Annotated in this window: 17 protein-coding genes; 4 read left to right on the top strand and 13 right to left on the bottom strand. The window is 53.8% G+C overall.

What is annotated here, in order from left to right; all coding sequences use genetic code 11:
• Positions 1 to 4: 4 nt before the first annotated feature.
• The 12 genes from flgK to LJ739_RS02335 form a co-directional block, all read right to left on the bottom strand.
• On the bottom strand, positions 5 to 2,104 hold the full coding sequence (gene flgK / locus LJ739_RS02390; protein WP_229157002.1) for a flagellar hook-associated protein FlgK: 2,100 nt from the start codon (positions 2,102 to 2,104) through the stop codon (positions 5 to 7).
• A complete protein-coding gene (flgJ, locus tag LJ739_RS02385) occupies positions 2,098 to 3,045 on the bottom strand; it encodes a flagellar assembly peptidoglycan hydrolase FlgJ (protein WP_229157001.1) in 948 nt (315 codons plus the stop codon). Before flgJ ends, flgK begins: the two co-directional genes overlap by 7 nt.
• Before the next feature lie 8 nt (positions 3,046 to 3,053).
• The gene (locus LJ739_RS02380; RefSeq protein WP_229159379.1) at positions 3,054 to 4,145 is read right to left on the bottom strand and encodes a flagellar basal body P-ring protein FlgI; all 1,092 of its coding nucleotides are present in this window, start codon (positions 4,143 to 4,145) and stop codon (positions 3,054 to 3,056) included.
• 32 nt (positions 4,146 to 4,177) lie between these two features.
• Complete coding sequence (flgH, locus tag LJ739_RS02375; RefSeq protein ID WP_229157000.1) at positions 4,178 to 4,858, bottom strand: flagellar basal body L-ring protein FlgH; 681 nt, start codon at positions 4,856 to 4,858, stop codon at positions 4,178 to 4,180.
• An 11-nt stretch (positions 4,859 to 4,869) separates the two neighbouring features.
• The gene (gene flgG, locus LJ739_RS02370) at positions 4,870 to 5,658 is read right to left on the bottom strand and encodes a flagellar basal-body rod protein FlgG (protein ID WP_229156999.1); all 789 of its coding nucleotides are present in this window, start codon (positions 5,656 to 5,658) and stop codon (positions 4,870 to 4,872) included.
• A gap of 44 nt (positions 5,659 to 5,702) precedes the next feature.
• The gene (flgF, locus tag LJ739_RS02365; RefSeq protein WP_229156998.1) at positions 5,703 to 6,446 is read right to left on the bottom strand and encodes a flagellar basal-body rod protein FlgF; all 744 of its coding nucleotides are present in this window, start codon (positions 6,444 to 6,446) and stop codon (positions 5,703 to 5,705) included.
• 126 nt (positions 6,447 to 6,572) lie between these two features.
• Positions 6,573 to 7,955: a flagellar hook protein FlgE gene (gene flgE, locus LJ739_RS02360; RefSeq protein WP_229156997.1), complete on the bottom strand. Its 1,383-nt coding sequence runs from the start codon at positions 7,953 to 7,955 to the stop codon at positions 6,573 to 6,575.
• Positions 7,956 to 7,988: 33 nt separating this feature from the next.
• Positions 7,989 to 8,675: a flagellar hook assembly protein FlgD gene (flgD, locus tag LJ739_RS02355; protein WP_229156996.1), complete on the bottom strand. Its 687-nt coding sequence runs from the start codon at positions 8,673 to 8,675 to the stop codon at positions 7,989 to 7,991.
• Between the two features lie 50 nt (positions 8,676 to 8,725).
• Complete coding sequence (gene flgC, locus LJ739_RS02350; protein WP_229156995.1) at positions 8,726 to 9,148, bottom strand: flagellar basal body rod protein FlgC; 423 nt, start codon at positions 9,146 to 9,148, stop codon at positions 8,726 to 8,728.
• Positions 9,145 to 9,549 carry a flagellar basal body rod protein FlgB gene (gene flgB, locus LJ739_RS02345; RefSeq protein WP_229156994.1) on the bottom strand — a complete coding sequence of 135 codons (405 nt, stop codon included), beginning with the start codon at positions 9,547 to 9,549 and terminating at the stop codon, positions 9,145 to 9,147. The genes flgC and flgB overlap by 4 nt, the downstream gene beginning before the upstream one ends.
• Positions 9,550 to 9,658: 109 nt before the next feature.
• Positions 9,659 to 10,495: a CheR family methyltransferase gene (locus LJ739_RS02340; protein ID WP_229159377.1), complete on the bottom strand. Its 837-nt coding sequence runs from the start codon at positions 10,493 to 10,495 to the stop codon at positions 9,659 to 9,661.
• Positions 10,496 to 10,519: 24 nt separating this feature from the next.
• Positions 10,520 to 11,443, bottom strand: coding sequence for a chemotaxis protein CheV (locus LJ739_RS02335; RefSeq protein ID WP_229156993.1), 924 nt, complete (start codon positions 11,441 to 11,443; stop codon positions 10,520 to 10,522).
• A gap of 178 nt (positions 11,444 to 11,621) precedes the next feature.
• Between LJ739_RS02335 and flgA the strand changes: the two genes are divergently transcribed.
• The 3 genes from flgA (at position 11,622) to flgN (ending at position 13,289) form a co-directional block, all read left to right on the top strand.
• Positions 11,622 to 12,344: a flagellar basal body P-ring formation chaperone FlgA gene (gene flgA / locus LJ739_RS02330; protein WP_229156992.1), complete on the top strand. Its 723-nt coding sequence runs from the start codon at positions 11,622 to 11,624 to the stop codon at positions 12,342 to 12,344.
• 153 nt (positions 12,345 to 12,497) lie between these two features.
• Positions 12,498 to 12,830, top strand: coding sequence for a flagellar biosynthesis anti-sigma factor FlgM (gene flgM, locus LJ739_RS02325; protein WP_229156991.1), 333 nt, complete (start codon positions 12,498 to 12,500; stop codon positions 12,828 to 12,830).
• Between the two features lie 33 nt (positions 12,831 to 12,863).
• On the top strand, positions 12,864 to 13,289 hold the full coding sequence (gene flgN, locus LJ739_RS02320; RefSeq protein ID WP_229156990.1) for a flagellar protein FlgN: 426 nt from the start codon (positions 12,864 to 12,866) through the stop codon (positions 13,287 to 13,289).
• A gap of 50 nt (positions 13,290 to 13,339) precedes the next feature.
• On the opposite strand, the gene LJ739_RS02315 is transcribed toward flgN, so the two are convergent.
• Positions 13,340 to 13,807, bottom strand: coding sequence for an LPP20 family lipoprotein (locus tag LJ739_RS02315; RefSeq protein ID WP_229156989.1), 468 nt, complete (start codon positions 13,805 to 13,807; stop codon positions 13,340 to 13,342).
• Positions 13,808 to 14,035: 228 nt separating this feature from the next.
• Here LJ739_RS02315 and LJ739_RS02310 point away from each other — a divergent pair, with 228 nt between their 5' ends.
• A complete protein-coding gene (locus tag LJ739_RS02310; protein ID WP_229156988.1) occupies positions 14,036 to 15,181 on the top strand; it encodes a flagellar assembly protein T N-terminal domain-containing protein in 1,146 nt (381 codons plus the stop codon).
• Positions 15,182 to 15,197 lie beyond the last annotated feature (16 nt).

Genomic DNA, 15,197 nt, shown 5'->3' with positions numbered 1-15,197 from the left:
TCTATTACCGGGTTGAATTCAAAATCGTATCAAATATCGTTTGTGCGGCGGTCAGGATCCGCGCCGACGCCGCGTATGTCTGTTGAAACCGCACCAGATTGGCCGCCTCTTCATCAAGGTTAACCCCTGAAATACTGTCGAACCAGTCGGATGATTGTTTTTTCATCGCTTCAGCGGCCTGTAATGCTATATCGGCACGGGACGTTTTTTCGCCAATGTCACTGACAATATTGGCATATCCCTCGTGAAAAGTGATCTGGTTTGCGCTGCTGGAATTGCTCGATGACATGATGTCACGGTTCTGCAAATCGGCCAGCTCCAACGCATTGCGGTTATCGTTCACACCGTCGGTATTGTAGGCGATGGTGAAACTGTCACCGACTTTTGGCGTCCCCTGCATGCTAAAATCATAGCCGGGGAAGTCATTCAGCCCGCCGAACGGCCAACCCGCTGCGGCAGCCGCCTGCGCCATCATGTTGTTGTAGTCGGTTACGCCGGTGACGACCACCAGTGAGTTGTTCGCTTCATCAAACACCTCGAATTCCGTTGCACTGTTGAACACGATCCGCGCGGGTGTCCCCGCGACCAGCCCTCCGGCACCATCAAAGGCCGACGCATCAGGATCCGTCAGGGTACCATCCACGGTGGTATTGGTGACTGTGGTCGAGACCAGTTGCACATCACCGGTATTGGCAAGGTCCGAGTCAACACGGAACGGAGACGCCAGCGCCAGGTCTTCCGGGCGGGTCATCACCACTTCTATCTCATCGGCGGTCTCTTTGGTCGGTTGTAGCAAAAATTGATCGCCGGCGGTGTAACTGGCCCCGTTGGGGAACTCCACTTCAATCCCGCCCAACACCGGCGAAAAGACACCCGCAGTGGCTTCAATGTTGGTGTAAGACTGGGTGATCGGGTTGCCACTGGCGTCCTCGACCTGGGTTCCGTCAGGGTTCAGCAGGGTAACCGTAATGTCGACCTGATTCGGTGCACCGGGGTTCACCGCATCGATGGTGATCTGATAATCGGCACTGGTCAGCGACGAGGCACCGTCTGGTGCCACACGTCCATTCATGACCAACGACGTATCAGCATTGTCCTGATACGGCAGGCCACTGAAGGTGGGTAAGCCGAAAATATCACCGCCCAGTTGCAAATCGAAATCCATACCCAGACGATTTTGTTCGTTCATGGCCGCAGTCAGTGACAGGGCAATCTGCCCCAGTTCCCGCTGCGCAGGCTCAAGGATCTCATCCCGGTAGCGAAACAGTCCACCGATGGTACCGCCTACGTCGGTTTCCGCCAGACGTAACGCCGTAGGCTTGCCGGTACTGTCGAGCATCAGCGATTTGTAATTTAAGTCAGGGTTGCCGCCCAGTTGGAACAGGTTAAACGAACCGTCTTCCAGCACCAGCGATTCACCGGAGGTCAGGTTGATCATCAACGAACCGTCACCGGTGCCGTTTTCACGGGTTTCAATTGACAGCAACTCGGCCAGTTCCATCACCGCCTGGTCACGTTCATTCATCACCGCACCGGGCTCATCGAAGCGATTGTTGGCTTTCAGGGTACGGATCTGGCCATTCAGATCGGCGATGTTTTCAATCAGGGTATTGGCCCGCTCAATCAGGGATTCCATTTCCAGGTTGAATTCTTTTTCTTTGGCTTCCAGAAAACCGGCCAGGGTACCGATTTGACCCACCAAGGAATTGGCCTCCCCCAACACCAGTTGACGGGCGGCCATATTGGTGGGTTCATCGGAGGCGGTTTGCAGCGAGCCGAAAAAACGGCTCATGCTGTTGGAAATGCTGTTGGCCTCACTGGCAAACAAATCATCCAGTGTGCTGGCACGGTTGTAATAGGCTTCATGCTCGCCCACCGAGGTGGTATCCCGGCGTAACTGATTTTGCGCGAACACATTAATGATGCGCTCGGTTGTCGCTCGCCCTACGCCACCGATGACCTGTGTAGCGAAGGTGGTGCGCTCACGAACAAAGCCCTCGGTGTTCACATTGGCAATGTTATGGCCGGTGGTATCCAGTAACTGGTTGGACGCGCGCAGGCCACTGGTCGCCACCGAAAACAAATCCGCAGTACGAATTACCATGCATCTTCTCCTGCAATGCCTGCACCTTGTAAGGCATCACTGTTAAACACCGCCATGACCTTGTCAGCGTAAGACGGGTCGGTGGCGTATCCTGCCCGCTGCAATTCATTAAAGTAGGCTTTGGGATCCGTCGCCTGCTGCAAGGCAGCCTGATAGCGCGGATGGCCTTTGACAAAATCGACGTAGTCCTGCAACGCCTCCCCAAACGAGCCATAGTGGCGGAAAGCGGCTTGTTCCGAACGGGCTACATCACCATCAAACTCAACGGTGTTGATTGCGGTTTTGTCACCCTGCCAATCTCTGGACGCTTTGATACCAAAAAGGTTGTGGGTGTTCTGGCCCTTGCCATCGTGGATCATATGCTGTCCCCAGCCTGTCTCCACTGCCGCCTGCGCCACCAGTGCGCGGGGTTCAATGCCCAGTTGCTGCGCTGCTTCCTGTGCCGCCGGTAACAAAGTGGCGACGAAGGACTCAATGCTGTCAAATGCGGCTTGTCGGCCAGCGGGCACTACTGCCTCCTGAGCCCGGGACACCATCGCCCGGGTATGGCGATTAATGCCTGACAAATTACCGTCATTACGTATAACACTGGCAGGCGTGACGCCTTCGGTCTGTGGTGACAATTGCTGAACAATCAAGTCAGCCAGTCCCATGTTGCCGTTGGCCGACAAATCCACGGCCAATTGTTGATCGTGCATGTCGCGGTAGAACTTGACCTGTTCCGAGTTAAACGGACTGTCTTTGTCGGCCATGGCATCCTGCGCTTTACGCATGGATTTAAGCATCATCTGTACGAAAATGGCCTCAAACTGGCTGGCAGCCTCTTTGATCGCTGCAGTATCTCCGGACTGAGCAGCCTTACGCAGGTTGTCCAGGCCTTTGACGTCGTGGTAGTTGCGCGACAGGCTCAGCTTGTCTTTGACATTGGCTAAATCGTCCATCTCGGGCCTCAGATAATGATCAATTCACCCTGCAACGCACCGGCTTCACGCAGGGCTTCAAGGATAGCCATCAAATCACCGGGTGCAGCGCCGACCTGATTGACCGCGCGCACCAATTGATCCAGCGTCACGCCAGGATCAAATTTGAACATGCGACTGTCATCCAGGTTAACGTCCACAATAGACTGGTTGGTCACCACGGTTTGACCTTCTGCCAGGGCATTAGGCTGACTGACGGTCTGGTTTTCGGAAATGGTCACCGTCAGACCGCCATGGGTAATGGCAGCCGGCATTAAACGCACGTCCTGGCCGATGACAATGGTGCCGGTGCGGCTGTTAATGACGACCCGGGCCGGTGCGTCGGCCGGGGTAAACTCAAAATTTTCCAGGGTCGCGACAAAGCCGACCCGCTGACCCACATCCCGCGGCGCGGTGACCCGCACGGACGCCGCATCAATCGGCGTGGCCAGGGCATAGCCTTTCTGTGGATCGGCGCCAAGACGCTGATTGATGGTATCTGCCAAGGCTTTCGCGGTGGAGAAATCCGGGTAGTTGAGGTTCAGTGTCAGGTAATCATTTTGCATCAGGCCGCTGGCCACTGACCGTTCGACCAACGCACCGTTGGCAATTCGTCCGACGGTGGGGGTATTGGCGACAATCCGCGAGCCGTCGGCACCTTCTGCACCGAAGCCACTGACCACCAGCGAGCCTTGGGCAACGGCATAAATGTTACCGTCGAGGCCCTTCAGGAAGGTTTGCAGCAGCGTACCGCCCTGCAAGCTGGCGGCTTCACCAATAGATGATACGGTCACGTCGATGGTCTGGCCGGGTTTCACAAAAGGGGGTAACTCGGCGTGAACAGCCACGGCAGCAACATTCTTGATTTTAGGCTTAACGCCACTGTCCATCTTGATGCCAAAATTGGCCAGCATGGTACGGAAGCTTTGCTCGGTAAAGGGACTCTGTTCACCGGTGCCGGGTAGCCCCACGACCAGGCCATAACCGACTAATTGGTTGCTACGCACGCCCTGGATGGAGGCCAGGTCCTTTATTCGCTGCGCCATCACGGGTTGCATGCACAGCAACACACCGCACACCATCGCGATCACCCGGTAAGTCTTCGAATAACGCTTCATAGCGGCCACCATTCAGAGGAGAAAAATCGCGCCAGCCAGCCTTCCTGCTGGGCGCTGGCGAAGCTGCCGGTACCGGAGTACTGAATGCGCGCATTGGCAATTTTGGTCGACAGTATTTCGTTGTCAGGAGTGATATCTGCCGGCCTGACAATCCCGGTCAGGCGAATGTATTCGTCACCGTTATTCAGGGTCAGCCATTTTTCACCGCGCACCACCAGGTTCTGGTTTGGCAACACCCGGATCACCGTCACCGAAATTGCGCCGTTAAGGTTGTTGCTCTGGTTGGCGGTCGCATCCCCTTCAAAATCGTTGCTGGATGACAATCCCAGTTGGATACTTTCACTACCGATGTTGACGGTATTGCCGCCCAAGCCAATGATGGGATCAATTTCAGCGTCCGTACTGCGACTTTTGGTGGTGCCGGCAGATTTGGTCGCAGAGGTGTTCTCACGCAGGTTAACGGTGATGATATCCCCGACCCGACGGGCCTTGACGTCCGAGTACAAGCTATTGGCCTGTGCCGACTGGAAAATCGACCCGTTTTCAACGATCGGTTGCACGGGTTCCATCGGAACTGCGGGGGCGAAAAACGGGTCGCCCGGCATAGGCTCATGTCGTGGCGTGGAGGCACAGCCAACCACACCAAACAACACTGCAACAAGTAGCAAGGATCTCATCAGTTCACCCATTAAAGCTGTTGAATTACCTGGCCAAGCATCTGATCCACAGATGAAATCACTTTGGAGTTCATCTCGTACAGACGCTGACTTTCGATCAGGTTGACCAGTTCTTCGGTGACGTTCACATTGGATGTTTCCAACGCGCCCTGCACCACCGAACCCAGTCCTTCCAGACCCGGTACACCTTGAAGCGGCGCACCGCTGACAGCCGTTTCCACATAGAGGTTCTGGCCGATGGGCTGCAAACCGGTCGGATTGATAAAGTCAGAAATGGTTAATTGCCCCAATACCGCAGGCTCTGCCTGACCACGCACCGTGGCGGAAATTTCACCATCCTGAGAGATGGTAATTTGTTGTGCGTCTTCCGGTACCGTGATGGTTGGCTGCAGCAGGAAACCCGCCCCTGGAGTCACGATGTTACCCTGATCATTGAGGGTAAACTGACCGTTGCGGGTATAGGCAATGGTGCCATCCGGTTGCAGGATTTCGAAAAATCCACGCCCCTGGATAGACATATCCAAGGCATTTTCGGTGGTCAGCATGTTGCCCTGGGTATGAGCTTTTTGCGTCGCCACCACTTTACTACCCGCCCCCAACATCAAGCCTGAGGGTAATTCAGTGTCCGCCGAAGAGCGACCACCGGGCTGATTAATGTTCTGATACAACAGATCCTCAAACACCGCACGGTCCTTTTTAAAACCCACGGTACTGGCGTTGGCCAGGTTGTTGGAAATCACTGACACATCGGTCTGTGCGGCATCAAGGCCGGTTTTACTGATCCATAATGCTGGATGCATAAGGCACCTCCAGTTGGTCGTTCTCCTGCACTAGCAGCAGAAGATTAGATAATTCTCATTAACATGTTGCCGCGCGTGTCTAGCGAGTCGGCTTTTTTCATCATTTTGACTTGCAACTCATAATGACGCTGCAAACTGATCATACTGACCATCTCATCGATGGCGTTGACATTACTGCCTTCCAACATGCCGGTACGCATACGCACGGCAATGTCTTCATCGGCAATATCACCGTTTTTGAGCCTAAACAGGCCATCTTCACCCCGTTGCATGTCTCTGACATCGGGGTTCACCATCTTCAGCCGACCCACTTCCTCCTGCACGGTCTCAGGGGCTCCCTGAGGTCGCACCGAAACGGTACCGTCAGTGGCGATATTGATGTTTGATAACGGGATCGGTAGGTAAATTGGGCCGGCATCGCCCATCACCAGGTTGCCGTGGGCATCCTGCAACGCGCCGTCAGCGCTCAATTGAAAGCTACCCGCGCGGGTGTAGGCTTCATTGCCCTGTTGATCCAGTACCGAGAACCAGCCGCTGCCCTGAATGGCAGCGTCCAGATTGCGATCAGTCTGGATCATCGCGCCACCTTCATAGTTATTGGAAGGTGATTCGGTCATTGAAAAAACACGGGTGGGCAAGCCTTCGCCAAACGCCGGCATCGCCCGCGCCTGTTCGAGTTGTGCCTTGAAACCGGTGGTTTGGGCATTGGCCAGATTATTCGCACGTACCGCCGTGCCGAGCAGATCCTGCTTGGCACCACTGGCCGCGATGTAGAGCAATTTATCCATGACACTTTCTTGACGATCGGTTTTCGGTAACAAATACCTGCAAAGAAGATGCCACTTGGTGTGTATAAAGACGGCTGCGCACAAAAAAGGCCGCATAACGCGACCTTTTTATGCTCAGACTATCCGTTATCGGATGTTCAGAATGGTCTGGTTCAACTGGTTGTTCACTTCCAACGCCCGTGAATTGGCCTGGAAATTCCGCTGTGCGATGATCAAATCAATCAGCTCAGTGGTCAGGTTTACGTTGGCCTGCTCCAGTGCAGAGGATTGAATATCACCAAAAGTACCTGTTGTCGCTTCACCGGCCAAAGCTTCCCCGGACAGAATGCTTTCCTGCCACTGGGTATTACTTTGTTGGGTCAAGCCCTGCTCGTTAGAGAAACGTACCAGCGCCACGCGCACGATAGGCTCAGACGTGCCGTTGGAGAAGGTTGCCCGTACCAGGCCATCAGGGCCAATGTCGATACCGGTCAGTCGACCGACTGGCAGACCGTCCTGTTCCAGTGACGTGACTTCAAAGGAAGACGCAAACTGGGTTGGTTCCTCAGGGATTGCATTGGCAGGGTCAAATGCGAAGTTCGTGGTAATGGTCTGGGTATCATCTGAACCGTTGATCAGAATGCCCGGGCCCAATTGTTCACTGGCCACATCACCAGTGGGAATAGCCGTGCCATCGGCATTCTCGATGCCATTAAAGTCACCACCACTGGAGAACTGCATGCGGAATCCAGACACCACATTACCGGAGGTTTCACCGGCCACGTTGGCACCGGTTACCGGCGGTGTTCCCGGGGTGTCACCTGAGGTGTTCAGAGGCTGATCATCCACATAAGTCACCACGACCCACTCGTTGTCAACCGCGGGGTTGGCGTCTTTCATAAAGTAATAGGTCATGACGTGACTGTCACCCAGCGAGTCATACACAGTGACCGATGTGGCGGCGTTGTAGGTCAGCGGATCATCCGGATCAAACAGATCAACATCCACCGCGTCATCACCGGCCGGCAAATTAAAGCGCGGCGACACTTCGGTGGTTTGCTGTGGTGAGCCCGATGAATCAGGGATGCGCACCGGCACTGTAGTACTCAGGGCCACAGAAGCGGATGTACCGTCATCGTTGACCGGGAACCCCATCAGGTTGTCACCGTTGGAGTTGACCACAAAATTATCTTTGTCGAGTTTAAACGCCCCTGCACGGGTATAGGAAAAATCCCGTGAACCCAGCTCCGGCGTGGTCGCGAAGAACCCATTACCGGTGATGGCCAGATCCAGTGCCGTGTTGGTAAATTGCAAACTGCCTTGTGAAAACTGCTGCGCCACTTCCTGGGTCAGTACACCGTCGCCGACTTTGGTGCGACCACCGGCCAACAATGACGCGGCGTATACGTCACCGAATTCTGCCCGGGACTCTTTAAAGCCGACGGTATTGACGTTGGCAATGTTGTTTGCCGTGACATCAAGATCCCGTTGTGCTGCGGATACACCGCTTAACGCTATATTAAAAGACATCGTTCACTCTCTCCTGTTGATCCGGTGGACTACTTAACCACCAATTTGGATGACATCTTTCAGCTCAACGCTGACGTCACCATCCAAATTCAAAATAATGCCCTGATCGCTGCTGGCCAGGCTGACGCTGTCCACATGACGATGAATGGCAGTGGGCAATGCGGTTTCTTCACCTTCGACATTGCCTTGTGCACGCACCACGTAGTTGCCGGGCGGCAAAATATTGCCGTTGCTGTCCGTTCCGTCCCAGGCAAACTCAATGTTGCCGGCCGGTTGTGTGCCTGCATCGATGGTTTTCACCACCACACCCTGTTCGTTCTCAATGGTGATTTGCATTTCCTGGGCAGTGGCTTCGTTGATCACGACCCCGGAAATTCCCTGACCTTCTTGTGCCATGTAACCCACATTACCCTGCAGCAATACTTCCTGGCCGATCAGACTGGATGCCTGCAATGCCTGATTTGACGTCATCGATGAGGCGAAGGACTCAAACTTGCTGTTCAAATCTTCAATCCCTTCGGCGATGGTGAAGCTGGTCATTTGCGAGACCATCTGATCATTGTCGACCGGCTTGGTCGGATCCTGATTGGCCAACTGCTCGGTCAACAGGGAGAAGAAGTCCTCCTGTGACAGACGCTGGTTACTGCCGTCATCCACCGGAACGGTGTCATCCTGCCAGTACAGGTCGTTCTTTAAGCCGTTATTGGTTACTGAATCCACGGGTTTATCCTCGGGTCACTGAGCCAGGCATTGAGCCTTACTCATGCACGTTATTGTCCTTGGCCAAGCTGCAGCACACGGCGGAAGATCCGCTTGGTGGTGTCTGCGACCTGCACATTGGTCTCGTAGGCTTTGGACGCTGACATCATGTCAGCCATCTCTTCCACCACGTTGACATTGGGCTTGTAGATGTAGCCGTTCTGGTCCGCCATCGGGTGACCTGGGCTGTACTCGATCTGTAATGGGCGCTGACTCTCAACGACCCCGAGTACCTGCACACCTTTGCCAATACTTTGATCCTGCGACGCGCGGTCCATTTCTGCAGCAAAAACCGGATGACGCGCTTTATAGGTCGCCTCATAGCTGCTGCTAACACTGTTCGCGTTGGCGATATTACTGGCAGTGGTGTTCAAGCGGACGGCTTCGGCACCCATGCCAGTGCTGGCGATGTTCATTACATTGAAGAGACTCATTGTCCTTGACCTCCACTGATGGCCTTTTTCATGCCTTTAATTTTACCGTTCAGGAATTGAATACCGGCCTGGTAACGCATGCCGGTGTCCAGGAATTTGTTACGTTCAGCCTGCACCTCGACGGTATTGCCGTCACCGGTATCCGGTTGCTCCGGAATACGGAATTCAATTTCAGCCTGGGTTCGCATCTGTCCCTCGAAATGCTTCTCGTGGGTACGCGTCATTTGCTGAGATTGCTGATAACGGGCAGACGCCATGGCTTTCTGAAAGTCGATATCGCGGGCTTTGTAGCCCGGCGTGTTGGCATTGGCGAGATTCCCGGAAATGATTTCCATGCGATCGGTACGTACCTGCATCGCTTTGTGATGGAATCCCATAAGTTTGTCGAGACTGATTGCCATTGCTGTTCTCCTGTCTTCGGAAAATCAAAAGCAAGGCATGTGCCAATCTGAATTCAAAATAACGACGGATTGTTGACTGATTCCAGCAAACACTGGCAAAGCACGGTTTTTATTGGCTTTTCTTGGCGTAATAGAGGCCGGGGTTGCACCTGACCATGTTGAAAAAGTCACTCACACCACTGATGGATTCGGAGGCGCCAAGGAACAAAATACCGTCCTTTTGCAGGCAAGCGGCAATCTTTTGCAGGATCTGCCGCTTCACTTCAGGGGCAAAATAGATCAGTACGTTGCGGCAGAACACCACATCAAAACGCCCTAAGCTACCGTAACCATCCAGCAGGTTAAGCGGCCGAAAGGTCACCAGGGAGGTTACATCTTTGGTCAGTTTGTGGTGGCCATTTGGGGTGGTGGTAAAATAGTTGCGCCGCCGCTCTTCGGACAGACCACGGGCGATTGACAGGTTGTCGTATTCAGCCAGTCTGGCGCGCTCCAGAATATCACTGGACAAGTCGGTCGCCACAATTTCAATCCCGCCCGGAAACGCCTGGGGGTTTTGTCGCTTATATTCCTGAAACACCATGGCGATGGAGTATGGCTCTTGTCCTGACGAACAGGCCGCACTCCAGATACGCAGATTTCGCTTGGTCTTTGCCAGCTTGGGCAACAAATCACTGGCCAATAACTGGAAGGGGTATGTATCCCGAAACCATAAGGTTTCGTTGGTGGTCATGGCATCGATGACGGATTGGTTCAACTGCCGGTTCTGCCCATTGATGACGGCCTTCAGCAGCGTATTGAGGGTTGCAAATTCGAACTCTCTGACCACCGGCATCAACCGGCTTCGCACCAGATATTGTTTGTTGTCGCCAAGGACAATGCCGCACTGGCGTTCCAGGAACACCACAAAATCGCGGTATTCCTGCTCGCCGACATCACGTTGATCCAGCAAATCTGTGATCCCTATTGCTGATTAGTCGTTTCCAAACCATTTTTGCACGGCATTGGCCAGCTCATCAGGATGGAATTTGGCGATGAAATCGTCAGCACCCACCTTTTTCACCATGGCCTGATTGAACACACCACTGAGTGAGGTGTGCAAAACCACATGCAATTTTTCCAGTTCCGGGGTGTTTTTGATTTCCGCAGTGAGGGTATAACCGTCCATTTCCGGCATTTCAATATCAGACACCAATACACCGACTTTGTCGGTGACATCGCCGGTCTCAGCCGCCAGCTCTTTAAGCCGGTTGAGGGCTTCGAGGCCGTTTTTGGCCGCTTCGATTTCCATCCCCAGGGCGGTTAACGCTTTTTTCACCTGATTGCGGGCAACCGAAGAATCGTCGGCAATGAAAATGATTTTGTCTTTGTTCTTTTCCTTGTCGATATCAGCACTGAAACCTTCACTGACTTCAGTGTTCAGCGGTGAAATCTCATTGAGGATTTTCTCAACATCAAGAATTTCAATCAGCTCATTTTCCACTTCGGTGACGGCGGTCAGATAACTGGCGCGCCCCGTCCCCTGGGGTGGCGGCATGATGGCATCCCAGTTGGTGTTGATGATGCGCTCTACTGAGCCAACCAGAAAGCCCTGCACCGAACGGTTGTATTCGGCAATAATAATAAAAGCCGTTTTCAAATCTTCAATCGGTTTACCGCCGGTGGCCATGCTCAGATCAATCACCGAAATGGTCTGGCCGCGGATATGGGCCACCCCACGCACCAACGCATTCAGCTTGGGCATCGACGTCAATGGCGGACATTGCAACACTTCCCTGACCTTGAACACGTTGATCCCGAATCGTTGCCGACTGTTGAGCTTGAACAATAACAGTTCGAGCCGGTTCTGGCCTACCAGTTGCGTACGTTGATTGACCGAGTCCAGAATTCCTGACATACATCACCCCAAAAGTTTATCCACACCACGAGCAAACATTGCGTTTCGGCACAATTGTTGCGTTAGTGATACCACTTCGCTGATGAAAACCGCCTCAGGCGACCAAGTGACTGATTTTTGACGCTTTGGCCTTTGGCTTTTCATCCCCTAAGCATAGACAAATTGACAGCAAGTGAACATGAAAAAATTACCCAACACGATGGCCTGGCGATTATTCACACTGATGAGCGGTCTACTGCTTACCTTGAGTTCTACGTCTGTAACGGCCAATGAGACGCAAAACTTAATCATTATGCGCCTGACGGAAGGGGCGGAAAGCTACGTCCGCAGTGCCCTGCCTGACGTCGACGGTGGTCAGCTTGACGTCAGTGCGATGTCGGTGGATCCGCGCATCGATGTGCCGGCCTGTCAGCAAGGATTCACCTATTCAGCCAGTGCAGAGGCCCTGCAACAGTCGCTGGTAACCGTGCGCGCAGAGTGTCCGGATGCCCAGTGGTACCTGTACCTGATGGTGAAAACTGCCCACATGCAACCGGTGGTCGTACTCAACAGTGCCGTGAGCCCGAATACGGTGTTAACCGCTGCACACCTGGATGTCATCCAAATGGATAAAAAACAGTTAAGAACGTCAACATTTGCCGATATAGAGGAAGTGATTGGCGCGCGCATCAAACGGCGCACCCGCCCCGGACAACCGGTGCAACCGAACCAACTGTGTTTTGTGTGTAAAGGTGACAGCATCAGCATCAGTGCCAATGCCGGCGGCTTGCAGATCAAAACCAGTGGCATTGCACAACAGGACGGAAACGTGGGTGACACCATTCGGGTGATGAACAGCCAATCGAATAAAACGATCCGTGCGCAGGTGGTCGATACCAACCTTGTCACCGTCAGCATCTGACCTTCGGTCAATATATTGACCGAGATTGGCGATTATTTGCAGGCAGACGGAAAAAAAAACGGATTTTGGCCCGAAAAAGGCGTATTTTTGTTAAAGTAATTGCCGCTACCGCCGATACGGTAAGCGAGGTAATTTAGGTATTGGGTACTGATTATGGCTATTAACAATGTAAACAACGGCACACCAAAGCCGCACGTTGACAATCAGAAATTGAATCAGCAGCAGACGCAAAATCAAGCGACTGCGCAACAGGCTGCGCAAAAAGCGGCCACAACAACTGCACCCCGTCAGGACTCCGTGTCGCTGACTCAGTCTGCACAACAGCTGGCCCAGGTGCAAAAGAAAAGCTCGGATGCACCGGTGAACCAGGAAAAGGTCGACAAGTTGAAAAAAGCCATCCAGAATGGTGAATACCGTGTTAACCCTGAGGTGTTAGCGAAAAAAATCAGCCGATTGGAAGCGGAGATTTTTGGCATTAAGTCCTGACGCGAGCCTCAATAGTCACAGTACCCTACCCCGATGTCTGACATAGTCGATTTACTCAAGCAACAACTTGCCCTTTTAGACAGCTTAAAAGGGCAACTGGAAAACGAACTCCACCTTATCAGCAGCCGTGACGCCGAAGCGTTGACCCAACTGCTGACCGAAAAATCAACCACTCTTGATAGCATTGCTGCCTGCGACAAGGCCATCGGCCAGGCCTACAAAGCCGGCGTTGCGCCAGAGCAACAAGACACGATCGATAACCTGAAAGCGCAGATTGTCAGTGAATTGCAGGAATGTCAGTACCGTACTGAAATCAATGCCAAAGCGGTGGAACAAGGCCAACTGCGGCTGGAACACTTGCGTAACTTGCTGGTTGAAGCCCGTGCCAAAGAAAGCATGACCTACGATAAGTCGGGCAAAACGCGGGGTGGAAAAAGTGGTCCGGGGGTCAAAGCCTGACCGCTGAACGGAACAATGATAAAGGCGCCTGCAACGGCGCCTTTTTTGTGTCAGTAGTAACGGACTTCTTTAACCCGACGGGGCTGGGCGGTCGACAGGTACAGGTCGTACACCCGTTGAAAGTCCAGTTCCAGTTCGGTGGCATAGGTGTCCTTGCCGACCGGGTAGCTTTTTACCACCCGCGCGCCGCGGATCACGCCTTCCACAGATGCCTTAAGCCGCGAGTCGGCCATCACCATCTGTGACAACGATTGCTCGCCGTCAATGTGCTGACCATACACCTGTTCGGTCAATTCCCGGTAGGCATCCAGCTTGGAGGCTTTGAGCGCCATCAGGTTACGGCTGGCCTCATCATCGCCACGCTGGGCACTGATCGGCGCATACCCTACTGCCGTCAATACAGGGTACTGCTCGGGCTGCACCACTTCATATTCAACCCGCTTATCAAACAGGGTTGAGCACCCCCCAAGGGCCAGGGCCAATGCAACGCACGTTGCCTTCATTGTCGGATTTGTCATGTCCACCATCCTGTTAGTCACGGTTTGGCTGTGGCCAAAACGGTGCGGTGCAAGCGCACCGTGTTACTGAATTCTGCAACTAAATACTCTGCAAGAACTGTACCCGTGTTAAAAACAGGTACGAAATGTGCAACCTATCGCTTATCAGAGCCAACTCCGGTGTTTTAACCACTGCGGTGTCAACAAACCGACACCCCGGTTAAGCCCGACCAATGCAGAGCGAAGACAATGCCAAGATTTGCAGCAACAATACTGACAGGCTGTTTGTTGATGACCTTGTTCCCCGCGCAGGCCGCGTGGTTTGAGGCGTCAGGTCATGCCGTGATTGTCAACGGTGACAAGGAGCAGGCGCGACGTAACGCCACTGAGGATGCCCTGCGCCAGGCCATGTTGTTTGCCGGCGCCAGCGTCAAGAGTGTGCAGATGCTGGCCAACGGGTTACTGCAGGATGAACAGTTGGAAATCCGCACCACCGGTGAAGTGAACCAGTTGGAACTGATTGACGAAATCTACCATGACGGCATGGTAACGGTAAACGTACGAGCCGACATCTTTGCCCAAAAGACCACCTGTGCCAGCGCCGACTATCAGAAACGGCTGGTAACCAGTTGGTTTACCCTGCGCGATCAGCGCCAGGGGGCGCTGGGCGGCATTGAAGATATCGGCAAAGCCTTGCCGCTGCAGCTCAAACAAGCGTTCCGGAAATCGGCACAGCATGTGCGGCTGACCAGCATCGATACACGCTATATTCAACACGGCGGCACTCCCAGTGAAGCCAGCCTGATGGCACGACGCATGAACGGTCAGTATGTATTGCTGGCCCAGGTCGATGATATCAGCAGCCAGGAAGCAGACACGCCAAGCTGGCAGTTCTGGGCGGATACCCCACCCCGTCGCCAGGCGGCGATCACGTTCAGTCTCTATGATGGCCAGCAAGGTGAGCTATTGTGGCAACAAGGGTATGCCACCGACGCGCCCTGGGAGTTCGACCGTTACAGCACCGTCGACATCAACAGTCAGACGCTGTGGAGCTCGGCCTATGGTCAGGCGGTGACGCGGATGTTGCAAACCGCCGCCCAGGACATTGATGAATTTCTGGCCTGCCAGCCCGCTTATGGCCGGGTATTGCACGTCACTAACCAGACCCTGCAAATTGACCTCGGTGAAAGGGATGGACTGTCTGTGGGGGATGAACTGACCCTGTTCCAGCTGCGCCAGTTTTATACCCCGGGTGGACAGCTACAGCAACAATACCGCCTGCATCCTCACCGTGTAAGGATCACCGAAGTGTTTGCCAACACCGCCAACGCCAGGGCCGGTGACGACACCCTGCTGGGCAATATTCAACCAAACGACTTTGTCGCACGCCGCTAGGCCTTTCAAACAGGAC

It is taken from the genome of Fluctibacter halophilus, from assembly GCF_020687825.1.
GTDB classification, from domain to species: Bacteria; Pseudomonadota; Gammaproteobacteria; order Enterobacterales; family Alteromonadaceae; genus Fluctibacter; species Fluctibacter halophilus.
The sequence above is the reverse complement of the archived record's forward strand: the minus strand, read 5'-3'. Positions and strand labels throughout refer to the sequence as shown.

Excerpts from the sequence above, each read along its gene's own strand:
- flgB (WP_229156994.1), bottom strand. The coding sequence starts at position 9,549 with ATGGCAATCAGTCTCGACAAACTTATGGGATTCCATCACAAAGCGATG.
- flgM (WP_229156991.1), top strand. The coding sequence starts at position 12,498 with ATGGCTATTAACAATGTAAACAACGGCACACCAAAGCCGCACGTTGAC.
- LJ739_RS02310 (WP_229156988.1), top strand. The coding sequence starts at position 14,036 with ATGCCAAGATTTGCAGCAACAATACTGACAGGCTGTTTGTTGATGACC.
- flgK (WP_229157002.1), bottom strand. The coding sequence starts at position 2,104 with ATGGTAATTCGTACTGCGGATTTGTTTTCGGTGGCGACCAGTGGCCTG.
- flgN (WP_229156990.1), top strand. The coding sequence starts at position 12,864 with ATGTCTGACATAGTCGATTTACTCAAGCAACAACTTGCCCTTTTAGAC.
- flgC (WP_229156995.1), bottom strand. The coding sequence starts at position 9,148 with ATGAGTCTCTTCAATGTAATGAACATCGCCAGCACTGGCATGGGTGCC.
- LJ739_RS02335 (WP_229156993.1), bottom strand. The coding sequence starts at position 11,443 with ATGTCAGGAATTCTGGACTCGGTCAATCAACGTACGCAACTGGTAGGC.
- flgE (WP_229156997.1), bottom strand. The coding sequence starts at position 7,955 with ATGTCTTTTAATATAGCGTTAAGCGGTGTATCCGCAGCACAACGGGAT.
- flgA (WP_229156992.1), top strand. The coding sequence starts at position 11,622 with ATGAAAAAATTACCCAACACGATGGCCTGGCGATTATTCACACTGATG.
- flgF (WP_229156998.1), bottom strand. The coding sequence starts at position 6,446 with ATGGATAAATTGCTCTACATCGCGGCCAGTGGTGCCAAGCAGGATCTG.
- flgH (WP_229157000.1), bottom strand. The coding sequence starts at position 4,858 with ATGAGATCCTTGCTACTTGTTGCAGTGTTGTTTGGTGTGGTTGGCTGT.
- LJ739_RS02315 (WP_229156989.1), bottom strand. The coding sequence starts at position 13,807 with ATGACAAATCCGACAATGAAGGCAACGTGCGTTGCATTGGCCCTGGCC.
- flgJ (WP_229157001.1), bottom strand. The coding sequence starts at position 3,045 with ATGGACGATTTAGCCAATGTCAAAGACAAGCTGAGCCTGTCGCGCAAC.
- LJ739_RS02380 (WP_229159379.1), bottom strand. The coding sequence starts at position 4,145 with ATGGTGTGCGGTGTGTTGCTGTGCATGCAACCCGTGATGGCGCAGCGA.
- flgG (WP_229156999.1), bottom strand. The coding sequence starts at position 5,658 with ATGCATCCAGCATTATGGATCAGTAAAACCGGCCTTGATGCCGCACAG.